Below are 15,982 nucleotides of genomic sequence, written 5' to 3' on the forward strand. Positions count from 1 at the left end.
TGTTCCCGAAACGTTCCCGGGTTCCGCACGCCGAGGAGGAAAGCGCCATGCCGGTCTTGCCGGAGTCCCCGCAACAGTCCGCTGCCGCCGTGTCCATCCGGCTGCTCGGTGGGTTCAGCCTGCGGCTGGGGGGCGATGCGCAGGCGGCAGACGGCCCGCCCACCCGGCGCGCCGGCGAGCTGCTGCAACTGCTGAGCCTGCAGCCGCAGCGCAGCCTGCTCAACGAGCAGGTGGTGGAGGCGCTGTGGCCCCACCTGGAGCCGGACGCCGGCAGCGCCAACCTGCGAAAGGCCGCCCACCACGCCCGCCAGTTCGTCGGCGGGACCGATGCGCTGGTGCTGCGCGGTGGCCGCGTCTTCCTGCTGCCCGGCCGCCAGGTGGACTGCGATGCGGAGCGCTTCGAGCGCGCCGCCGATGCCGCGCTGGACACCGGGGACGCCGCGGCCTGCCGGGCGGCTGCCGGCCTCTACGGCGGCGACCTGCTCCCCGGGGCCCGTTACGAAGCGTGGACCGAGGCGCCGCGCCGGCGCCTGCGGGACAAGTACCTGGGCCTGCTGCGGCAGGCGGACGACTTCGAGCGGCTGGTCCAGGAAGAGCCCAGCGACGAGGCCGCGCACCTGGCGCTGATGCGCGCCGAACTCGCGGCCGGCCGCCGCTCGGCCGCCCTGCGCTGGTACGGCCACCTGCGCGACCACCTGCAGCAGTCGCTGGGCATCCAGCCCGGACCGCAGGCGAAGGCGCTGCATGCGGAGTGCGTCGCCGGTTTGCAGGGGGATGCGCCGGCCTTCGTGGGCCGCGCGCTGGAGCTGGTGCGTGTCCTTTCGCTGCTGCGCAGCGCCGCGGAAGCCAAGCCGGCGGCGGTGATGCTGCGCGCGGGGGCCGGGCTGGGCAAGACGGCCTTCTGCCGCCGGCTCGCGCAGGAAGCGCGCGCCCTCGGCTGGCAGGTGCGCATGGTGCAGGCGGGCGACTGGACCCGCCCCTACGGCCTCGTGACCGACCTGGTCGAGCCTTTGCTGCAGGAAGGCGGCGATGCGGCCCGGCAAGCCATCGGTCCCCATGCGCAGGCGGTGCTGGCGGCGCTGACGCCCGTCGCTGGAGACGCCGTGCCGCTGGCGCTGCCCATGGGGCGGCACCAGGTCGCGGGCGCCGTGCGCCGGCTGCTGCTGGCCACGGCCGGCGACCAGCCCGTCCTGCTGGTGGTGGACGATGCGCACGCAGCGGACGACGCCAGCGCCGAGCTGCTGGCGCAGCTGGCCGCGAGCGGTCCGCGCCTGTTCGTGCTGCTCGCTTGCCGGCCGGCACTGCCGGAGGTGCTGGGAGGCCACGTCGCTCGCATGCTGCGCGCCGGCACGCTGGCGACGGTGGACCTCGGGCCGCTGGGTGACGACGAAGCCGCGCTGCTGGCGGCGCGCGCCGCGCCGGATCCGCTGTCCGCGGACACGGTCGCGGGGATCGCGCGGAGGGCCGAGGGCATTCCCTTCGCGCTGGTCGAGCTCGCGCGTGCGGCGGTGGCGTCGCGCGACGGGCACGGGGCCCGCGTGCCGCGCGACGTGTCGGCCGCCATTGCGGAGCGCCTGGCTGACGTGGAACCGGCAGCGATGGACGCGCTGCGCCGGCTCGCCCTGGCCGCCGAGGACTTCGACGTGGGCACGGCCCTGGCCCTCGCCACGGACGCGGGCGCGGACGCGTCCGAGCGGCTGGACCGGGCGCTGGCCAGCGGCGTGCTGGGGGTGGACGACGGCCGCTACCGCTTCCGGCATGGGCTGCTGCGGCAGTCGCTGCTGGACGGCATTCCGCCCCACCGGCGGCTCGCGCTGCACCGCGAGGTTGCGGCGCGCCTGCAACAGGCCGGTGCCGCGCCCGGCCTGGTGGGACAGCACTGGCTGGCCTGCGGCGACGTGGAGCAGGCGATCCCCGCCTCGCTCGCCGCTGCGCGCGAAGCCTTCCGGCTCGGCGCCCACATGGACGTGCTGCGCCACGTGGACCCGCTGCTGGCGCATAGGCCGCAGCTGGCCGAAGCGCTGGCCTTGCGCGCCGAGTCGATGGATGCGCTCGGCCGCCCCGGTGCGCTGGCGGCCTATGACGCGGCCGCGGCGCTCGCCTTGCCGGAATTCGCCGAAGAGCTGAAGGCCAAGCGGGCGCTCGCGACGGTCAAGACAGGCGATCCGCCCGGCGCGCTGGACTACCTCAAGCAAGTCCGCCCGACCACCGTCGCCGGTCGCCTCGCCGCGGCGCTGGCCTACAGCGGCGCGGCCGCCCTCGGATTCGGCGACCCGTCCGAGGGAGCGCGCCGGTCGGCCGAAGTACGCCGCCTCGCGCTGGAGACCGGGGACCAGGGCACGCTGGTGATCGCGTCGTGGTCCAACGCCGCCGCCGCCCACGCGCGAGGCGACCTGCAGGCCAGCGTGTGGGCCGACCTGCGCGATACCAGCCAGCTGCCCCACCTGGCGGTGCGCGTGTTCGACGGCCACCTGTGCATGACCCAGCGCTTCCTGTATGGATCGCGCCCGTACGCCGAGGTGATCGCTTTCGCGGATGCGCTGGCGGCGGAGGCCCGGCGGCTGGGCGCCGACCGCGGCTACGCGTTCGCCGTCACCTTGCGCGGCGAGGCCGAACTGCTCAACGGCCAGCTCGACGCCGCCGAGCAGGACCTCGTCGCTGGTGGCCGCCTGAACCACGCCATGGGCGGCGCCACCGGCGAAGCCCTGACGCTGCAGCGCCGCGCGGAGCTCGCCATGTACCGCGGCCGGCTCGACGAGGCCCGCGCGCTGCTGGACGACGCGCTCGACGTCGCACGCGCCTCCGATGTCGGCTTCCACCTGCTGGACCGCATCTACGGCACGCGCATCGCGATCACGCCCGACCCCGACAAGGCCCTGGGCGTCGTCGAGGAAGCCGAAGCCGCCGTGCGTGGACCGCTGGAGACCTGTCCGGGCTGCCGCATCACCTTCGCGATCCCGGCCACGATCGCTTCGGCGCGCGCACGCGAAACCGAACTGGCGTCCGGCCACCTGCGCCAGTCCGAGTACCTCGCCAACGTGGTGATGCGGCTGCCCGCCTGGCATGCCGCGCTGCACGAGGCCCGCGGCCATGTCGCGCTGGCCGCCGGCGACACGCAGGCGGCGCAGCAGGCCTTTGCCAACGCGGCGCAGGGCTTCCACGCCGCCGGCCATCCGCTGGACGAGGCGCGCTGCAGCACGACCGCGCGGCAGGGGCCCCGCAGCTCCTGACTCCGCCGGGAACGTTCCGGGAACGCCCCGGGGGGAGGATGCGTCGCAGCAGGTGCAACGGGCACCTGACAACGCGCCCCGCGGGGCGCATCCAGGAGCGGCCATGCAAGTCCAGTCCCGATTCGAACCAGCCCCGCACGTGCACGCCATGGCGGGGGAATGCCCGGAGCCCCTGTCGCTGGAAACGATCGCGGTGATCCAGCAGGTGCTGGGCGAAGTGCTGCACGGCTTGCGCCAGCGCGTCACCGCCCAGGCCGCCCGCGAGGCCGGGGCGATCGAATACACGTCCTGGCTGCAACGGCTGCATTGAGCCGATCGTCGGCCGCCGCCGACCCGCCATCCGCACCGTGCGCAACTTCGTTGTGCGCAGCGCAAAGCGCTTGCGCGGCAGCAATGCGTTTTCGCCGCTCGCTCCCGATAATCCGGCGCTACAACAGGGAGGGAAATCGCGATGGTGAAACGTTTGTTCTACGTGCTGTGTGCGGTGCTGCTGGCGTCGTGCGCGAGCGGCAGTCGGGTGACGGACTTCAACGACCGCTCGCTCGGCTACGGCTGGCTGAACATCAAGGAAGTGGATGCCAACAGGCTGTACGCGGTGGACATCTACCAGTACCGCCCGCAGACCGCGGAGCCCTATTACCCCGCGGCGGTGAAACCGTTCAAGGACGGCTTCCTCTACTACACGATGGCGCTGCCCGCCGGCGCGCACAAGACGCAGTCCGCGCGCGGCCAGGCCTGCCTGGGCATCCTGTGCGGCAACACCGACTACCGCTATTCCTTCGGCAAGCAGGGCGACGAGGTCGGCGCGATCGTGATCAAGAGTCCCGGCGTGTACCACATGGGTTCGTACAAGCTGAAGTCGGTCAAGACCGGCTTCTTCGAGCCGGGCAAGTTCGAGGTGCTGCCCGCCACCGACGCGCCGTCGCGGCGCGAGATGCTGGAAGAGATCCTGAAGGATGCGAAGGACGTGCCGGTGATCGCCGAGCGCATCCAGCGCGAACTGGCGCAGCTGCGATGAGCCGGCTGCTGCCACTGCTGCTGGCCGTGCTGCTGCAGGCCTGCGCCACGCCGCAGATGCTGCCCGCCGCCGCCGACCTGAAGGCCGGGGATGCCGAGGTGGTGGTGATCGGCAAGATCGAACTGGTGCCGCCGCTGAGCCCGCTGGAGCAGAAGTCGCACTGGAACGTGGTGGGCGAAAAGCGCATGCTGGGCCACGTCTTCCTCGCCACCGGCGACAGCTTCCGGCCGGCGAGGTCCGGCACGCCGGATGCCGCGGATTTCCAGGCTACGCTCGATGCGGAGTGGGGCATGCCCTTCATGGTGAAGATGCCGCGCCAGGGCACCTGGGTGAACGGCGGCTTCGCGCACCTCGACGTGCTGAACCAGGAACGGCTGTATTTCCCCGGCGGGCTGTACTTCGAAGTGCCGCAGGGGGCTCGTGCCGTCTACATCGGCACGCTGCGCTACCACCGCAACGACTTCAACTCCATCACCAGGGTGGAGATCGTCGAGGAGCGCAAGGACATCCCGCTGGTGCTGAAGGCCGGCGCGCCGGCCGAGGTCCGCACCTCGCTGCTCAAGCGCCTGCGTTAAGCGGGCGCTCCCCGCACCAGTTCCAGCACCGCATCCGCGAACACCCGCGGCGCCTCCTGCGGGAGGTTGTGCCCGACACCGGGCACGATGCGGTGCGAGCGCGGTCCGGAAAAGAAACGTGCGTGCGCGGCGGCCGGTGAAGGATCGCGCACGCCGTCATCGGCGCCGTCGAAGGTGATGGTCGGAACGGAGATCACCGGCTGCTTCGCCAGCTGGCGCTCGATGTCCGCATAGGCGGGATCGCCCGCCGCCAGTCCGTAGCGCTGCCGGTAGGAGTGGATCACCACCTCGACGAAGTCCTCGTTGTCGAAGGCCGCCGCCGTGCGCTCGAAGGTCGCATCGTCGAACTTCCAGCTGGGCGACCACAGCTCCCACAGCAAGCGCGTGAGCGCGCGGCGGTCCTTCGCCAGGCCGGCCCGGCCGCGTTCGCAGTGAAAGTAATACTGGTACCAGTAGCGTCGCTCGTTCACCGGCGTGTCCGGCTCCATCGCGCGCGCCACGTCGTGGATGTTGTAGTTGTTGTACGAGACCAGGCCGGCGCAGCGCTCCGGCCACAGCGCCGCGATGACGCAGGCGGCACGCCCGCCCCAGTCGTAACCGGCCAGCACCGCGCGCGGGATCTTCAGCGCATCCATCAGCGCCAGCAGGTCCGCGCCCAGCGCCGCCTGCTCGCCGGAACGCGGCGTCTCCTTGTGCAGGAAGCGCGTGGCGCCGTAGCCGCGCAGGTAAGGCACGATCACGCGGCAACCGGCATCGCCCAGCATCGGCGCGACGTCGACATAGGAATGGATGTCGTACGGGAAGCCGTGCATCAGGAACACCGGCGGGCCGTCCGTCGGTCCACAGCCGTACCAGGCCATGTCGAGCACGCCGGCGGTGGTGGTGTGCAGGGGTTGCAGCGTCTTCATGCGCGCCAGCTTGCCACAGACGCCCAGGCCGTATCAGCCCCGCCGAAGCTTCGCCAGGTAGGCCTCGAGCTTCTTCCACATGCCGGCGAAGCCCTGCTCCATGCCTGCGCGGGCGGCGTCGAAGGTGGCCACGCCGGCCTCGTCCGACTGGTACGGCTCCCACGCGACGGTGACGCGCGTGCGGTCGGGCCCGGCGTCCTCGAAGGTGGTGGTCGCCAGCATCTGAAGCGGCCAGGTCGCCGCCATCGGATGCCGCGCCAGCCCGCCGTCCTGGTCGGAGAAAGACTGGATATGGACGATGCGCTGCTGCGGCTCGACCTCGCGGAACACCTGCTTGCCCCACATCTGCAGGCCGCCGGGACCTTCCATGCCGTAGTGGTGGCTGCCGCCGGCGCGCAGGTCCATCGCCGAGTGGATGCCGCGAAATCCCTCCGCGCCCATCCACTGCTCCAGGTGCGCGGGCTGCGTGTGCACCTCGTAGACCAGCGCGCGCGGCGCATCGAGTTCGCGGGAGGTGATGAAGGGCGGGACGGTGGCGGTCATGGTGCTCTCGAGTCTAGTCTTCCAGGACCCGCACCTTCACGCCCTTGCCCTTGATGCGCGCGGCACCGAGCCGCTGGCACACGTCCTTGGCGATGGCCCGCTCGACGGCGACATAGGTGGAGAACTCGTTGACGTCGATCTTGCCCACCTGCTCCTTCGTGCAGCCAAGGTCCTTCGTCAGCGCGCCCAGCACGTCGCCGGGGCGGATCTTCTCCTTGCGGCCGCCCTGGATGTGCAGCGTCGCCATGGGGGGCTTCAGGGCCGGCCCGCCGGCGGGCGCAAGCTCCGCCAGCGGATGCCACTGCGAGGGCCGGCCCTGCAGCTGCTCGATGCGGCCGACCGAGCCCATCTCGTCCAGGCTCGCCAGGCACAGCGCCAGCCCGGTTTCGCCGGCACGGCCGGTGCGGCCGATGCGGTGGATGTGCACCTCGGAATCGGGCGAGACATCGACGCTGATGACCGCCGCCAGGCTGGCAATGTCGAGACCACGTGCGGCGACATCGGTGGCCACCAGCACCGAGCAGCTGCGGTTGGCGAAGCGCACCAGCACCTGGTCGCGGTCGCGCTGCTCCAGGTCGCCGTGCAGCGCCAGCGCGCTGAAGCCGCGCGCGTGCAGCAGCTCCACGAGCTCGCGGCAGCGCACCTTGGTGTTGCAGAAAGCGAGCGTGCTCGCGGGCCGGAAGTGGTCGAGCAGCTTGCCCACGGCCGGCAACCGCTGCGCCTCGGTCACTTCGTACCAGCGCTGGTCGATCTGGCCGGCGGCATGCTGCGCCTCGACCCGGATCGTGAGCGGGTCGCGCATGAACTGCGCCGCCAGCCGGTCGATCTCCTCGGGGTAGGTGGCCGAGAACAGCAGGGTCTGGCGCTGCAGCGGGCACAGGCGCACGACGTTCGCGATCTCCTCGAAGAAGCCCATGTCCAGCATGCGGTCCGCTTCGTCGAGCACCAGCGTGTTGACGGCGTCCAGCAACAGGCTGCCGCGCTCCAGGTGGTCCAGCACGCGGCCGGGCGTGCCCACCACCACGTGCGCGCCGTGCTCCAGGGTGGCGAGCTGGCCGCGCAGCGGCACGCCGCCCACCAGCGTGACGACCTTGATGTTGTCCTCGGCACGCGCCAGCCGACGGATTTCCGTGGTCACCTGGTCGGCCAGCTCGCGCGTGGGGCACAGCACCAGTGACTGCACGGCGAAGCGGCGCGCATTGAGGTTGGCCAGCAGGGTCAGGGCGAAGGCGGCGGTCTTGCCGCTGCCGGTCTTGGCCTGGGCGATCAGGTCCTTGCCCAGCAGCGCGGGCGGCAGGCTGGCTGCCTGGATCGCGGTCATCTCCAGGTAGCCGAGACGCTGCAGGTTGGCCTGGGTGGCAGGGGAAAGCGGTAGGGTGGAGAAGCTGGTGGAGGCGGACATGGAGGTAGCGATTAGGCCATGGCGGCGGCCGCACCCACTGTCGAGCAGGCGCGCTGCGCCGGCTAGGGTTTCCTCCACTCCGCCGGGCCGGCGTCGCTCCTACCCTCCACTCCGCCTTGCCACAAAGGAGTGGACATGCCCCGCATCATCCCCGCGCTCGCCCTGGCGCTTGCGTCCGCAGCGGGCGCACCGGCCGCCCTCGCGCAGTCCCCCCAGGTGGAACTGACCTGGATGTCGATCGCCAACTGGGACATGAAGATCAACGACAAGCGGCTGATGATGGACGCCTACATCAGCCGACTGCCGCAGGCGAGCTTCTTCCCGCCGCCCAACATCCCCAACGACCTGTACGCGTACACCAAGGGGCCGCAGGGCGTGGACCTGGACTCCATCCGCAAGGTGAAGGATGCGGAGCTGGCCAGCGACAAGCTGGACGTGATGCTGGTCGGCCACAGCCATTGGGACCACAGCTGGGACTCACCGGCCTGGGCGCGGCTGACCGGGGCGCAGATGATCGGCGGGGCGTCCTCCTGCCTGCAGGCGCAGGCGCAGGGCGTGCCCGCGGCGCAGTGCCGCCCGGTGTCCGGCGGCGAGAAGATCGTGCTCGGCGACGGCATCACCATCCGCGTGGTGCGCTTCAACCACAGCGGTGACGAGAGCAACCCGATCCAGCACTTCGCGCGCGAGCTGTACACCGCGCCGACACCGGACCCGGCCACCGGCGGCCTGCGCGCCGGCGTGGGCGAGGACTATCCCAACGGCGGCGGCAACCGCGCGTTCCTGTTCACCGTGGACCGCGGCGGCGAGCAGCTCTCGTTCTTCGTGAACAACTCGGCCAGCGCCTTCGACCTCGACAAGGACATCGTGGTGGATGGCCGCAATTACGGCTCGCCGCTGAACAACCTGCGCGCCGCCCTGCGCGATGCCGGCCTGACGCAGGTGGACGCCTGGGTGGGAACGGGCGGCAAGCCGGTGGCGGAGATGATCGTGCCGATCCTTCGGCCGAAGCACTACATCCCGAACCACTGGGACGGCCTGTTCAACTCCTTCTGGAAAGGCATGCCCTACCCGTTCAAGGACGACAACCTGTCGGCGTACCTGCAGGCGCAGAACGTCAGGCTGCTGCCGCAGAAGCAGTACTTCGACAAGTACATCCTCACCAAGGCCGGCGTGCAGACGGACGCCAACCTGGAGGTCAAGCGCAAGCTGGGATTCGCGCCCGAGCAGAAGTTCAGCCGCGCACTGACCGACGCGGTGGCGCGCGTGTCCTCCACCAGCGTGGGTGACGATTGCGGCGAGGGTTTCGCGCCGCCCTCGCCCTGGGCCAACGCCTTCGCGCAGATCCAGTCGGCAGGCGAGCGCAAGGACTGAAGGGTTTCGTCAGCGTGTGCAGGGTATGCTGGTCCCAAGCCAGCACCCTGCCCCATGGACGATTCCAACCAACTCGAAGTCCCGCCTTCGTTCACTGCGCTGTTCTCGGCGCCCTCCGGGCACCGCCTGACCGAGCCGATCGCCATCGTGCGTGCACGGTACGAAATCTGCGAGGACATGGCGCAGATGCTCACCGGGCACGCATCGACCGCCTTGGCGCAGTCGAACGACAGCGAGCGCCAGGTGCTGGTGCGGATGCAGCAGGCGCTGTCCGCGGACGGTTCGCCGGTGCAGCCCGCTGAAGCGGTCTGGGTCATTCGTCGGCTGGCGGAGCTGCTCGGGTGGGAGGCGCCCGCGATCAGCTAGTTGCGTGCGCCCGCGTCCTGCACGCCCTGTCGGACGGCTACGTAAGCCGCCTTGATGAGCACGGCCCTTCGATACAGTTTGGAACGACTGCTTGCCTGTACGGCAGCAGCCGAAGAAGTGTTCCGCTGATTCAAAAACAAGTCGATTGGGTGTCCCCATGCAGTTCCACTCTTGCCCGTCCAGCCGCAGTCTCGTGAGCCTCCTCGCCGTTCCGCTCACCGTCGGCCTGACCCTGTGCACGCCGGTGCACGCGACCGAACAGATCCGCACCGCGCCGGTCGGCAGCCTGCCCGCCGGCGCCCAGCGCGTGCTCGCGCCCGAGATCCAGCAGCTCGTCGCGAACAAGGTGGTCGCGATCCACACCCCCTTCAACGAGGGCTGGGAAGTCCACCTGCGCGGCAAGTACGCCTTCACCAGCTGCTGCGGCGGCCAGACCGGAAGCGGCACCTGGGACGTGGAGGGCAACGACCGCAACGTGCTGTGCTTCCGGTTCCGCAATGCCGAGCCCTCGTGCCGAGGCATGGCGCGCACCGCCAACGGCTTGCTGGTCTACGGGCGCGATGTGGCCGGCGGCCAGTCGGAGTGGTGGCCGATCGACCTCCGCTGAGCCGTCGCGGGCGCCGGTCGCGCCCGCGGTCCTCGTCGCTGCGGCAACGCCAGCCGCGTCGCCCTTCAGGCGGCGAGGCCCATCGCCCGCGTGATCTTCTCGCCCGAAGCGCGCAGCTTCTGCAGGTCCGTAACCAGCGAGCCGGCCAGCAGCTTGCCGGCTCGCTTCTTCCACTGGCCCGCGACCATCACGCTGTCGATGTTGGCCAGCGAGGTCTGGAACACCACGCTGCTCACGGCGTCGTGCACCGGCTGCATGTTGAGGTCGCTGGCGCGGATCACCACCAGGTCCGCCTGCTTGCCCGGCGCCAGCGAGCCGATGCGGTCCTGCTGCTGCAGCATGCGCGCGCCCTCGATCGTCACCCACGACAGCGCCTCGCGCGTGGTGATGGTGGACGTCGGCGGGATCGTGCCGTGCTGCGCGCGGTAGGCCACGTTGTCCAGGCTGCGCTGGATGCCCAGCGCCACCCGCGCCTGCGTGAGCATGTCGCCGGACAGCACGCTCTCCAGGTCCACGCCCAGCGAGGGCGCGCGGCCGAACTGCCGCAGCCGGCCCGTGAGCGGATGGCCGTGGCCCTGCGACATCTCGCTTTCCGCGGCGGCGCTGAAGCTCATGCCCAGCGCGCAGAAGCGTTCGAGCTGCTCGTCGCTCAGCGCGTGGCCGTGCACGATGTTGATGTTCGGCCCGAGCAGGCCCTCCGCTTCCAGCCGCTCCCAGCCATCCGGCGTGCGCGCCGCGCCGCCACCCTGGTGCAGGCTGGCGATCAGGCCCAGCTCGCGGGCCATGCGGAAGTCGTGCAGCGCCACGTCCAGCGTCGAATAGTGCGGGCCGAGCACGGCCGCCTGGATCGACAGCAGCTCCCGGCCCTGGTGGGCCTTCAGCAGGCGCTCGACCTCGGCGCGCGGATGCGGCACCTCCCAGAAGGGCACCTGCCCCGGCTTCGGGTCGGGCTTGGGCGTGCCGTGGAAGAAGGCGGCCCGGATGCCGGTGGACAGCAGGCCCTCGATGGCGGCGTCGTTGTGCTCCGGCGTCGGGTTGTTGTGGCACCAGTCGGCCAGCGTCGTGGTTCCGCAATTGAGCTGGTTCAACGCGCCCATGCGCGTGGCGATGAACAGGTCCGCCGGCTGGAAGGCCGTGGCCAGGCCGGCGTGCATCTTCTGGAAGTACTCCAGCAGCGTCCAGTTGGCGGCGACGCCGCGCAGGGCCGTCTGCCAGGTGTGCATGTGGGCATTGACCAGGCCGGGGATGACGATGCAGCCGGCCGCGTCGACCACTTCCGCATCGGCGGCGGTGATGTGCGGCGCGATGGCGGCGATGCGCTCGTCCTGCACCAGCAGGTCGCCCTCCGGCAGGTCGCCCTGCGCATCCATGGTGAGGATGGTGGCGCCGCGGATCAGGGTATTGCTCATGGGTAGTCGTACTCGCTGCCGTCGCCGCGCGCCCCGCGCACGACGGCGTAGTCCACCTGGTGCCGGTGGGTGCGCAGGTCGCCCAGCTCCTGCTTGACGCGCAGGTGCTCGGGGTGCGTGGCGTACGCGTCCAGCGCGGCCTGCGATTCGAACTCGCTGACCAGGACGACGTCGCACGCGTAGTCCACGCGGCTGCAGTCCACCCCGATCTCCAGGTGCAGCAGGCCGGGGATGCGGCCGCGCAGGCTTTCGAAGCTGCGCTGCAGCCGCGCGATGTTGGCGGCCTTCTCCTCGCGCGTGTCGCCACGCACGTTCCACAGGACGATGTGGCGGATCAACGCGCGTCCTTGTGCGCCGGCGCGAGCACGAAGTCGTAGTCGACCAGGTACTTGCCGTCCGGCTGCCGCACCCAGTCGGCGATCAGCGACTGGCGCACGCCGAACACCGCGTCGGAATCCAGGTAGGGATCGCCGTTGCGGAACACGTGGGTGATCAGCGTCTCGTAGCCGGGCGCCTTGATCATGAAGTGCAGGTGCGCCGGCCGCCACGGGTGCCGCTTGGTGGCCTTGAGCATGTCGCCCACCGGCCCGTCGTCGGGGATGGGATAGGCCTCGGCCAGGATGGAGCGGAAGTGGTACTGGCCCTTGCCGTTGGCGTGCAGCACGCCGCGCGCCTGGTGGCCGTGCAGGCCGTCGCGCTGCACGTCGTACTTGCCCTCGGCGTCGGCCTGCCACACGTGGATCTCGGCGTCAGGCACGGCCTCGCCGTCGAGGCCGCGAACCGTCCCGCGCACCGTGCACGGGACGCCGGGCGCGCCGTTGGCGACGTCTTCGCCCAGGTCGAAGGTGGGCGCACCCTCCACGTAGAAGGGCCCGAACACGGTGGCCTCGGTGCAGCCGGCGGGCTTGTCGTTGTTCATGGCGACGGTCAGCATCGACAGGCCCAGCGTGTCGGACAGAAGGATGAACTCCTGGCGCTGGTCGTCGGTGATGTGGCCCACGCGCGTGAGGAAGTCGATGCCGCGGAACCATTCCTCTTCGGTCAGCTTCACCTCCCGCGCGAAGGAGTGCAGGTGCTGCACCAGGCTGGTCATGATTTCCTTCAGGCGCGGGTCCGGCGTGTCGGCCAGGCGGGCGATGACGGCCTGGGTGATGTTGTCCTGGGTCAGGTTGCGCATGGCGGGGATCTCCTGGATGGCACTCTAGGGCCGCGCCGTGCTTTGGCAAAGCGCGCGCCGGCAAATGAGTTTTCCGCGACGCGAAACAAAGCCGAGCGACAATGCCGGCCGTGGATCGCTGGACCGAAATGGCGTTGTTCGTGCAGGTGGCCGAGACCGGCAGCCTGAGCCGCGCCGCCGAGGAACTGGGGCTGTCGAACGCCGCGGCCAGCCGGCACCTGTCGGCGCTGGAGGAGCGGCTGGGTGCGCGGCTGGTGGAGCGCAACACGCGCCGCCTGTACCTGACCGAGCCGGGGCAGGAGTTCCTGCGCCGCAGCAAGGCGATCCTGGCCGAGCTGCACGACGCGGAATCCGCCGTCAACGCCTCCACGCTCAACCCCACGGGCACGCTGCGGATCACGGCCTCGGTGTCCTTCTCCATGCACCACATCGCGCCGCTGCTGCCGGAGTACACGCGGCGCTATCCCAACGTGACGGTGCACGTGGAGGCGGCCAACCGCTACCTCGACCTGATCGACAACAACATCGACGTGGCCATCCGCACGCGCGAGTTCGAGCCCGACTCCAACATCACCATCCGCCGGCTGGCCGAAACGCGGCGGATCCTGGCCGCCACGCCGGGCTACCTCAGTCGGGCCGGCACGCCGCGCCACCTGGGCGACCTGGGCCAGCACGCGCTGCTGGTCTACACCTACGCCAACAACCCGCACGAACTGCGTTTCACCCGCGACGGCGAGACCACGCCGGTGGCGATCCGCGGCGTGCTGGAGTCCAACGACGGCCAGGTGCTGCGCGCCGCCGCGCTGGAAGGCCTGGGCATCCTGGTGCAACCCACCTACATCCTCTACGACGACATCGTGGCCGGTCGCCTGGTGCCGGTGCTCGATGCATGGGACCTGCCGCGGCTGACCGTGAACCTGGCGTATCCGAGCCGCAAGCACCTGGGCGCCAAGGTGCGCACCTTCATCGACTTCATCGCCGAGCACTTCGACCGCATGGAGTACGAGCGCAAGTGGACGACGCGCTTCGGGTACTGAACACCGACAGCCGTCCACCGCATCCAACCCCAGGCCGACGTTCTGCTCGTGCTGGGGCGTGACGCGCCCGATACGCGACCGTGAGCAGACGCTGCGCTCAGCTTGGCACTGGAACGGAAGGTGGTGCATCATCCGCAGCTTGCGTTGCGCGCCCCGTCCGAGGCCCCGCCGGCCCTGATCCGGCCGGAGCCGGTCGTCGCGTGGCGCGGCCACCATGCCGGCGGTGCCGCGCGCATCCTGCGCGCTGCCCCCGGCCACCCGGAGGAGATCCCAACATGAGCAAGGTGAGGGTGCAGGCCTTCTCCGTTTCGATCGACGGTTTCGGCGCGGGGCCGCGGCAGAGCCTCAACGATCCGCTGGGCATCGGCGGCACCACGCTGCACCGCTGGTTCTTTCCCACCCGGACCTTCCAGCAGATGGTGATGGGCGGCGAAGACGGCAGCACCGGCGTGGACGACGAGTTCGCGCGGCGCAGCTTCGACAATGTGGGCGCCTGGATCCTGGGCCGCAACATGTTCAGCCCCAGCCGCGGGCCCTGGCCGGACGACGGCTGGAAAGGCTGGTGGGGCGACAACCCGCCCTACCACGTGCCCGTGTTCGTGCTGACGCACCACCCGCGCGCGTCCATCCCCATGCAGGGCGGCACCACCTTCCACTTCGTCACCGGTGGCATCCAGGAAGCCCTGGAGCGCGCGCGCGAGGCGGCGGGCAAGCAGGACGTGCGCATCGGCGGCGGCGTGTCCACCGTGCGCCAGTTCCTGCAGGCCGGCCTGGTCGACGAGATGCACCTGGCCATCTCGCCCACGCTGCTGGGCACCGGCGAATCGCTGCTGGCCGGGATCGACCTCGTGCAGCTGGGTTTTCGCTGCACCCGGCACGTGGGCACCGACCACGCGTTGCACTCGGTGCTCACGCGCGGCTGAAGCGCTGGGGGGTATCGCCGGGGTTCGCCTGGGGGCTCACCGCCAGCCTGCGAATCCGTGAAGGACGCGGTCCTTGGGGTTTCGGCTCGAAGCGCCGCCTCAACGGTCGCGCAGCATGCGGCCGAGCGCCATGAAGGCGGGCAGCGTGATGGGGTCGTTGGCGGCACTGGCCGCGACGGGATGGGAGGCGAAGCGCGCCACCACCATGTCGGCCTCGGGCGCCACGTAGAGACGCTGGCCGTGGATGCCGCGCGCCTCGAACGCGGCGAGTTCGTTGTGCGTGACCCACCACATGGTGCGGTACGAGTAGCCCGGCAACAGCGTGTAGCCGGCCTTGGCGAACTTGGCGGGATCGCCGCCGCGGCGCACGTCGATCACCACTGCTTCCGGCACCAGCTGCCGGCCCTTCCAGTCGCCGTCGCGCCGCATCAGCTCGCCGAAGCGCGCCAGGTCGCGCAGGCTGGCGGACAGGCCACCGCCGCCCATGGGCACGCCGATCGGATCCACCGTGAGGTAGGCGTCCTGCTCGCAACCGAGCGGCTGCCACAGGCGCTCGCTGAGCATCTGCGCGAACGGAACGCCGGTAGCGCGCTTCATCACCCAGCACATGAGCTCGGTGTTCACGGTCTTGTACGCGAAGGCCTCGCCGTGCCGGCCTTCCGGCTTCAGGGTCTGCAGGTACTCGTAGAAGTTGCCGGGCCCGCTGTAGCCCTCGGGCCGCGGACGCAGGCCGCCCGCGCGCGAGTAGGCCCAGATGTCGGCGCTCGGGTCCGCGTAGGCCTCGGAGTAGGCGACGCCGATCTGCATGTCCATCAGCTGGCGCAGCGTGGCGTCCTCGTAGGCCGTGCCCTTCATCTCCGGCAGCCAATGCGGGATCCGCTGGGTCTCGTCGAGCGCGCCCTCCTGCACCAGCGACGCGCACAGGGTGGCCGCGTAGGACTTGGTGATGGAGAAGCAGCAGTGCGGCACCGGCGCTTCCAGCGCGCCGGAGTAGCGCTCGTAGATGCGCCGGCCGCGGTACAGCACCACGATGCCGTCGGTGTAGGTGTCGTGCAGCGACTCGTCCCAGCGGCGGGCGCGCCCGTTCATGTCCTTGAAGGCGAGCGTGTCGATGTCCGCTTCGGCGATGCCGCCGCTGTCGTGGAACAGCGTGGCGGGGCCGGAGCCGCGCCACACGTTGACGGTGGGCACCAGCTCGCGCATGTGCGAGAGGCTCCAGCGGATCTGCGGGAATTCGAGGAAGGCATCGTCGGCGAAACGCACCTGCTTGTCCGGCGGAGGCGGCGTTCCTTCCATCCAGGCGAGCTGGCTGGGATCGGAGGCGTAGCCATCCGGGTAGGAGACGCCGTCGAATTCGAGAGTGCCTTCCATGGCATGCCTCCGTGTACGCTGGTCCGGACCCAGCCTAACCGAAGA

General features: G+C 70.6%; 16 protein-coding genes. 9 read left to right on the forward strand and 7 right to left on the reverse strand.

From position 1 onward, the window contains the following. Positions 1–47 precede the first annotated feature (47 nt). The 4 genes from AC1DSA_RS01960 to AC1DSA_RS01975 all read left to right on the forward strand — a co-directional run bounded on the left by AC1DSA_RS01960 (position 48) and on the right by AC1DSA_RS01975 (position 4,823). Complete coding sequence (locus AC1DSA_RS01960; RefSeq protein ID WP_477885499.1) at positions 48–3,230, forward strand: ATP-binding protein; 3,183 nt, start codon at positions 48–50, stop codon at positions 3,228–3,230. 103 nt (positions 3,231–3,333) lie between these two features. Then, complete coding sequence (locus AC1DSA_RS01965; protein ID WP_477885501.1) at positions 3,334–3,540, forward strand: hypothetical protein; 207 nt, start codon at positions 3,334–3,336, stop codon at positions 3,538–3,540. A 141-nt stretch (positions 3,541–3,681) separates the two neighbouring features. Next, on the forward strand, positions 3,682–4,248 hold the full coding sequence (locus AC1DSA_RS01970; RefSeq protein ID WP_477885503.1) for a hypothetical protein: 567 nt from the start codon (positions 3,682–3,684) through the stop codon (positions 4,246–4,248). After that, the gene (locus AC1DSA_RS01975; protein WP_477885505.1) at positions 4,245–4,823 is read left to right on the forward strand and encodes a hypothetical protein; all 579 of its coding nucleotides are present in this window, start codon (positions 4,245–4,247) and stop codon (positions 4,821–4,823) included. Before AC1DSA_RS01970 ends, AC1DSA_RS01975 begins: the two co-directional genes overlap by 4 nt. On the opposite strand, the gene AC1DSA_RS01980 is transcribed toward AC1DSA_RS01975, so the two are convergent. Genes AC1DSA_RS01980 through dbpA form a run of 3 tightly spaced genes read right to left on the reverse strand, consistent with a single transcriptional unit; the run spans position 4,820 to position 7,676 of the window. Beyond that, positions 4,820–5,731, reverse strand: coding sequence for an alpha/beta fold hydrolase (locus AC1DSA_RS01980; RefSeq protein WP_477885507.1), 912 nt, complete (start codon positions 5,729–5,731; stop codon positions 4,820–4,822). The two genes, AC1DSA_RS01975 and AC1DSA_RS01980, sit on opposite strands and share 4 nt — an antisense overlap. A gap of 33 nt (positions 5,732–5,764) precedes the next feature. Continuing rightward, entirely contained in the window at positions 5,765–6,274 is a 510-nt protein-coding gene (locus tag AC1DSA_RS01985) for an SRPBCC family protein (RefSeq protein ID WP_477885509.1), read from the reverse strand. A 13-nt stretch (positions 6,275–6,287) separates the two neighbouring features. Then, positions 6,288–7,676, reverse strand: a complete 1,389-nt coding sequence (gene dbpA / locus AC1DSA_RS01990; RefSeq protein ID WP_477885511.1) for an ATP-dependent RNA helicase DbpA — start codon at positions 7,674–7,676, stop codon at positions 6,288–6,290. A gap of 135 nt (positions 7,677–7,811) precedes the next feature. On the opposite strand from dbpA, the gene AC1DSA_RS01995 reads away from it, so the two are divergent. From AC1DSA_RS01995 to AC1DSA_RS02005, 3 genes are all read left to right on the forward strand, one after another. Further along, positions 7,812–9,047: an MBL fold metallo-hydrolase gene (locus AC1DSA_RS01995; RefSeq protein WP_477885513.1), complete on the forward strand. Its 1,236-nt coding sequence runs from the start codon at positions 7,812–7,814 to the stop codon at positions 9,045–9,047. A gap of 54 nt (positions 9,048–9,101) precedes the next feature. Continuing rightward, positions 9,102–9,413 (forward strand): hypothetical protein, encoded by a 312-nt coding sequence (locus AC1DSA_RS02000; protein WP_477885515.1) that lies wholly within the window; start codon positions 9,102–9,104, stop codon positions 9,411–9,413. A 157-nt stretch (positions 9,414–9,570) separates the two neighbouring features. Further along, on the forward strand, positions 9,571–10,020 hold the full coding sequence (locus AC1DSA_RS02005; protein ID WP_477885517.1) for a hypothetical protein: 450 nt from the start codon (positions 9,571–9,573) through the stop codon (positions 10,018–10,020). Between the two features lie 65 nt (positions 10,021–10,085). Here the strand turns inward: AC1DSA_RS02005 and AC1DSA_RS02010 are convergent, their stop codons facing one another. From AC1DSA_RS02010 to AC1DSA_RS02020, 3 genes are read right to left on the reverse strand one after another with little or no spacing between them, the layout of a single operon-like run. Next, entirely contained in the window at positions 10,086–11,429 is a 1,344-nt protein-coding gene (locus AC1DSA_RS02010) for an amidohydrolase family protein (protein WP_477885519.1), read from the reverse strand. Then, positions 11,426–11,767 carry a Dabb family protein gene (locus tag AC1DSA_RS02015; RefSeq protein ID WP_477885521.1) on the reverse strand — a complete coding sequence of 114 codons (342 nt, stop codon included), beginning with the start codon at positions 11,765–11,767 and terminating at the stop codon, positions 11,426–11,428. The genes AC1DSA_RS02010 and AC1DSA_RS02015 overlap by 4 nt, the downstream gene beginning before the upstream one ends. Beyond that, entirely contained in the window at positions 11,764–12,606 is an 843-nt protein-coding gene (locus AC1DSA_RS02020) for an intradiol ring-cleavage dioxygenase (RefSeq protein WP_477885523.1), read from the reverse strand. Before AC1DSA_RS02020 ends, AC1DSA_RS02015 begins: the two co-directional genes overlap by 4 nt. Positions 12,607–12,716: 110 nt before the next feature. Here AC1DSA_RS02020 and AC1DSA_RS02025 point away from each other — a divergent pair, with 110 nt between their 5' ends. Together AC1DSA_RS02025 and AC1DSA_RS02030 are read left to right on the forward strand one after the other, a co-directional pair. Next, entirely contained in the window at positions 12,717–13,643 is a 927-nt protein-coding gene (locus AC1DSA_RS02025; protein ID WP_477885525.1) for a LysR family transcriptional regulator, read from the forward strand. Between the two features lie 275 nt (positions 13,644–13,918). After that, positions 13,919–14,566 (forward strand): dihydrofolate reductase family protein, encoded by a 648-nt coding sequence (locus tag AC1DSA_RS02030; protein WP_477885527.1) that lies wholly within the window; start codon positions 13,919–13,921, stop codon positions 14,564–14,566. Between the two features lie 99 nt (positions 14,567–14,665). On the opposite strand, the gene AC1DSA_RS02035 is transcribed toward AC1DSA_RS02030, so the two are convergent. Continuing rightward, positions 14,666–15,937, reverse strand: a complete 1,272-nt coding sequence (locus tag AC1DSA_RS02035; RefSeq protein ID WP_477885529.1) for a serine hydrolase domain-containing protein — start codon at positions 15,935–15,937, stop codon at positions 14,666–14,668. Between the last annotated feature and the right edge of the window lie 45 nt (positions 15,938–15,982).

The organism is Ramlibacter sp. P4_H7 (genome assembly GCF_056400765.1).

Coding starts and splice junctions, on each gene's coding strand:
- AC1DSA_RS02035 (WP_477885529.1), bottom strand. CDS start 15,937: ATGGAAGGCACTCTCGAATTCGACGGCGTCTCCTACCCGGATGGCTAC.
- AC1DSA_RS02010 (WP_477885519.1), bottom strand. CDS start 11,429: ATGAGCAATACCCTGATCCGCGGCGCCACCATCCTCACCATGGATGCG.
- AC1DSA_RS01975 (WP_477885505.1), top strand. CDS start 4,245: ATGAGCCGGCTGCTGCCACTGCTGCTGGCCGTGCTGCTGCAGGCCTGC.
- AC1DSA_RS01970 (WP_477885503.1), top strand. CDS start 3,682: ATGGTGAAACGTTTGTTCTACGTGCTGTGTGCGGTGCTGCTGGCGTCG.
- AC1DSA_RS01960 (WP_477885499.1), top strand. CDS start 48: ATGCCGGTCTTGCCGGAGTCCCCGCAACAGTCCGCTGCCGCCGTGTCC.
- AC1DSA_RS01985 (WP_477885509.1), bottom strand. CDS start 6,274: ATGACCGCCACCGTCCCGCCCTTCATCACCTCCCGCGAACTCGATGCG.
- AC1DSA_RS02030 (WP_477885527.1), top strand. CDS start 13,919: ATGAGCAAGGTGAGGGTGCAGGCCTTCTCCGTTTCGATCGACGGTTTC.
- dbpA (WP_477885511.1), bottom strand. CDS start 7,676: ATGTCCGCCTCCACCAGCTTCTCCACCCTACCGCTTTCCCCTGCCACC.
- AC1DSA_RS01980 (WP_477885507.1), bottom strand. CDS start 5,731: ATGAAGACGCTGCAACCCCTGCACACCACCACCGCCGGCGTGCTCGAC.
- AC1DSA_RS01995 (WP_477885513.1), top strand. CDS start 7,812: ATGCCCCGCATCATCCCCGCGCTCGCCCTGGCGCTTGCGTCCGCAGCG.
- AC1DSA_RS01965 (WP_477885501.1), top strand. CDS start 3,334: ATGCAAGTCCAGTCCCGATTCGAACCAGCCCCGCACGTGCACGCCATG.
- AC1DSA_RS02005 (WP_477885517.1), top strand. CDS start 9,571: ATGCAGTTCCACTCTTGCCCGTCCAGCCGCAGTCTCGTGAGCCTCCTC.
- AC1DSA_RS02000 (WP_477885515.1), top strand. CDS start 9,102: ATGGACGATTCCAACCAACTCGAAGTCCCGCCTTCGTTCACTGCGCTG.
- AC1DSA_RS02020 (WP_477885523.1), bottom strand. CDS start 12,606: ATGCGCAACCTGACCCAGGACAACATCACCCAGGCCGTCATCGCCCGC.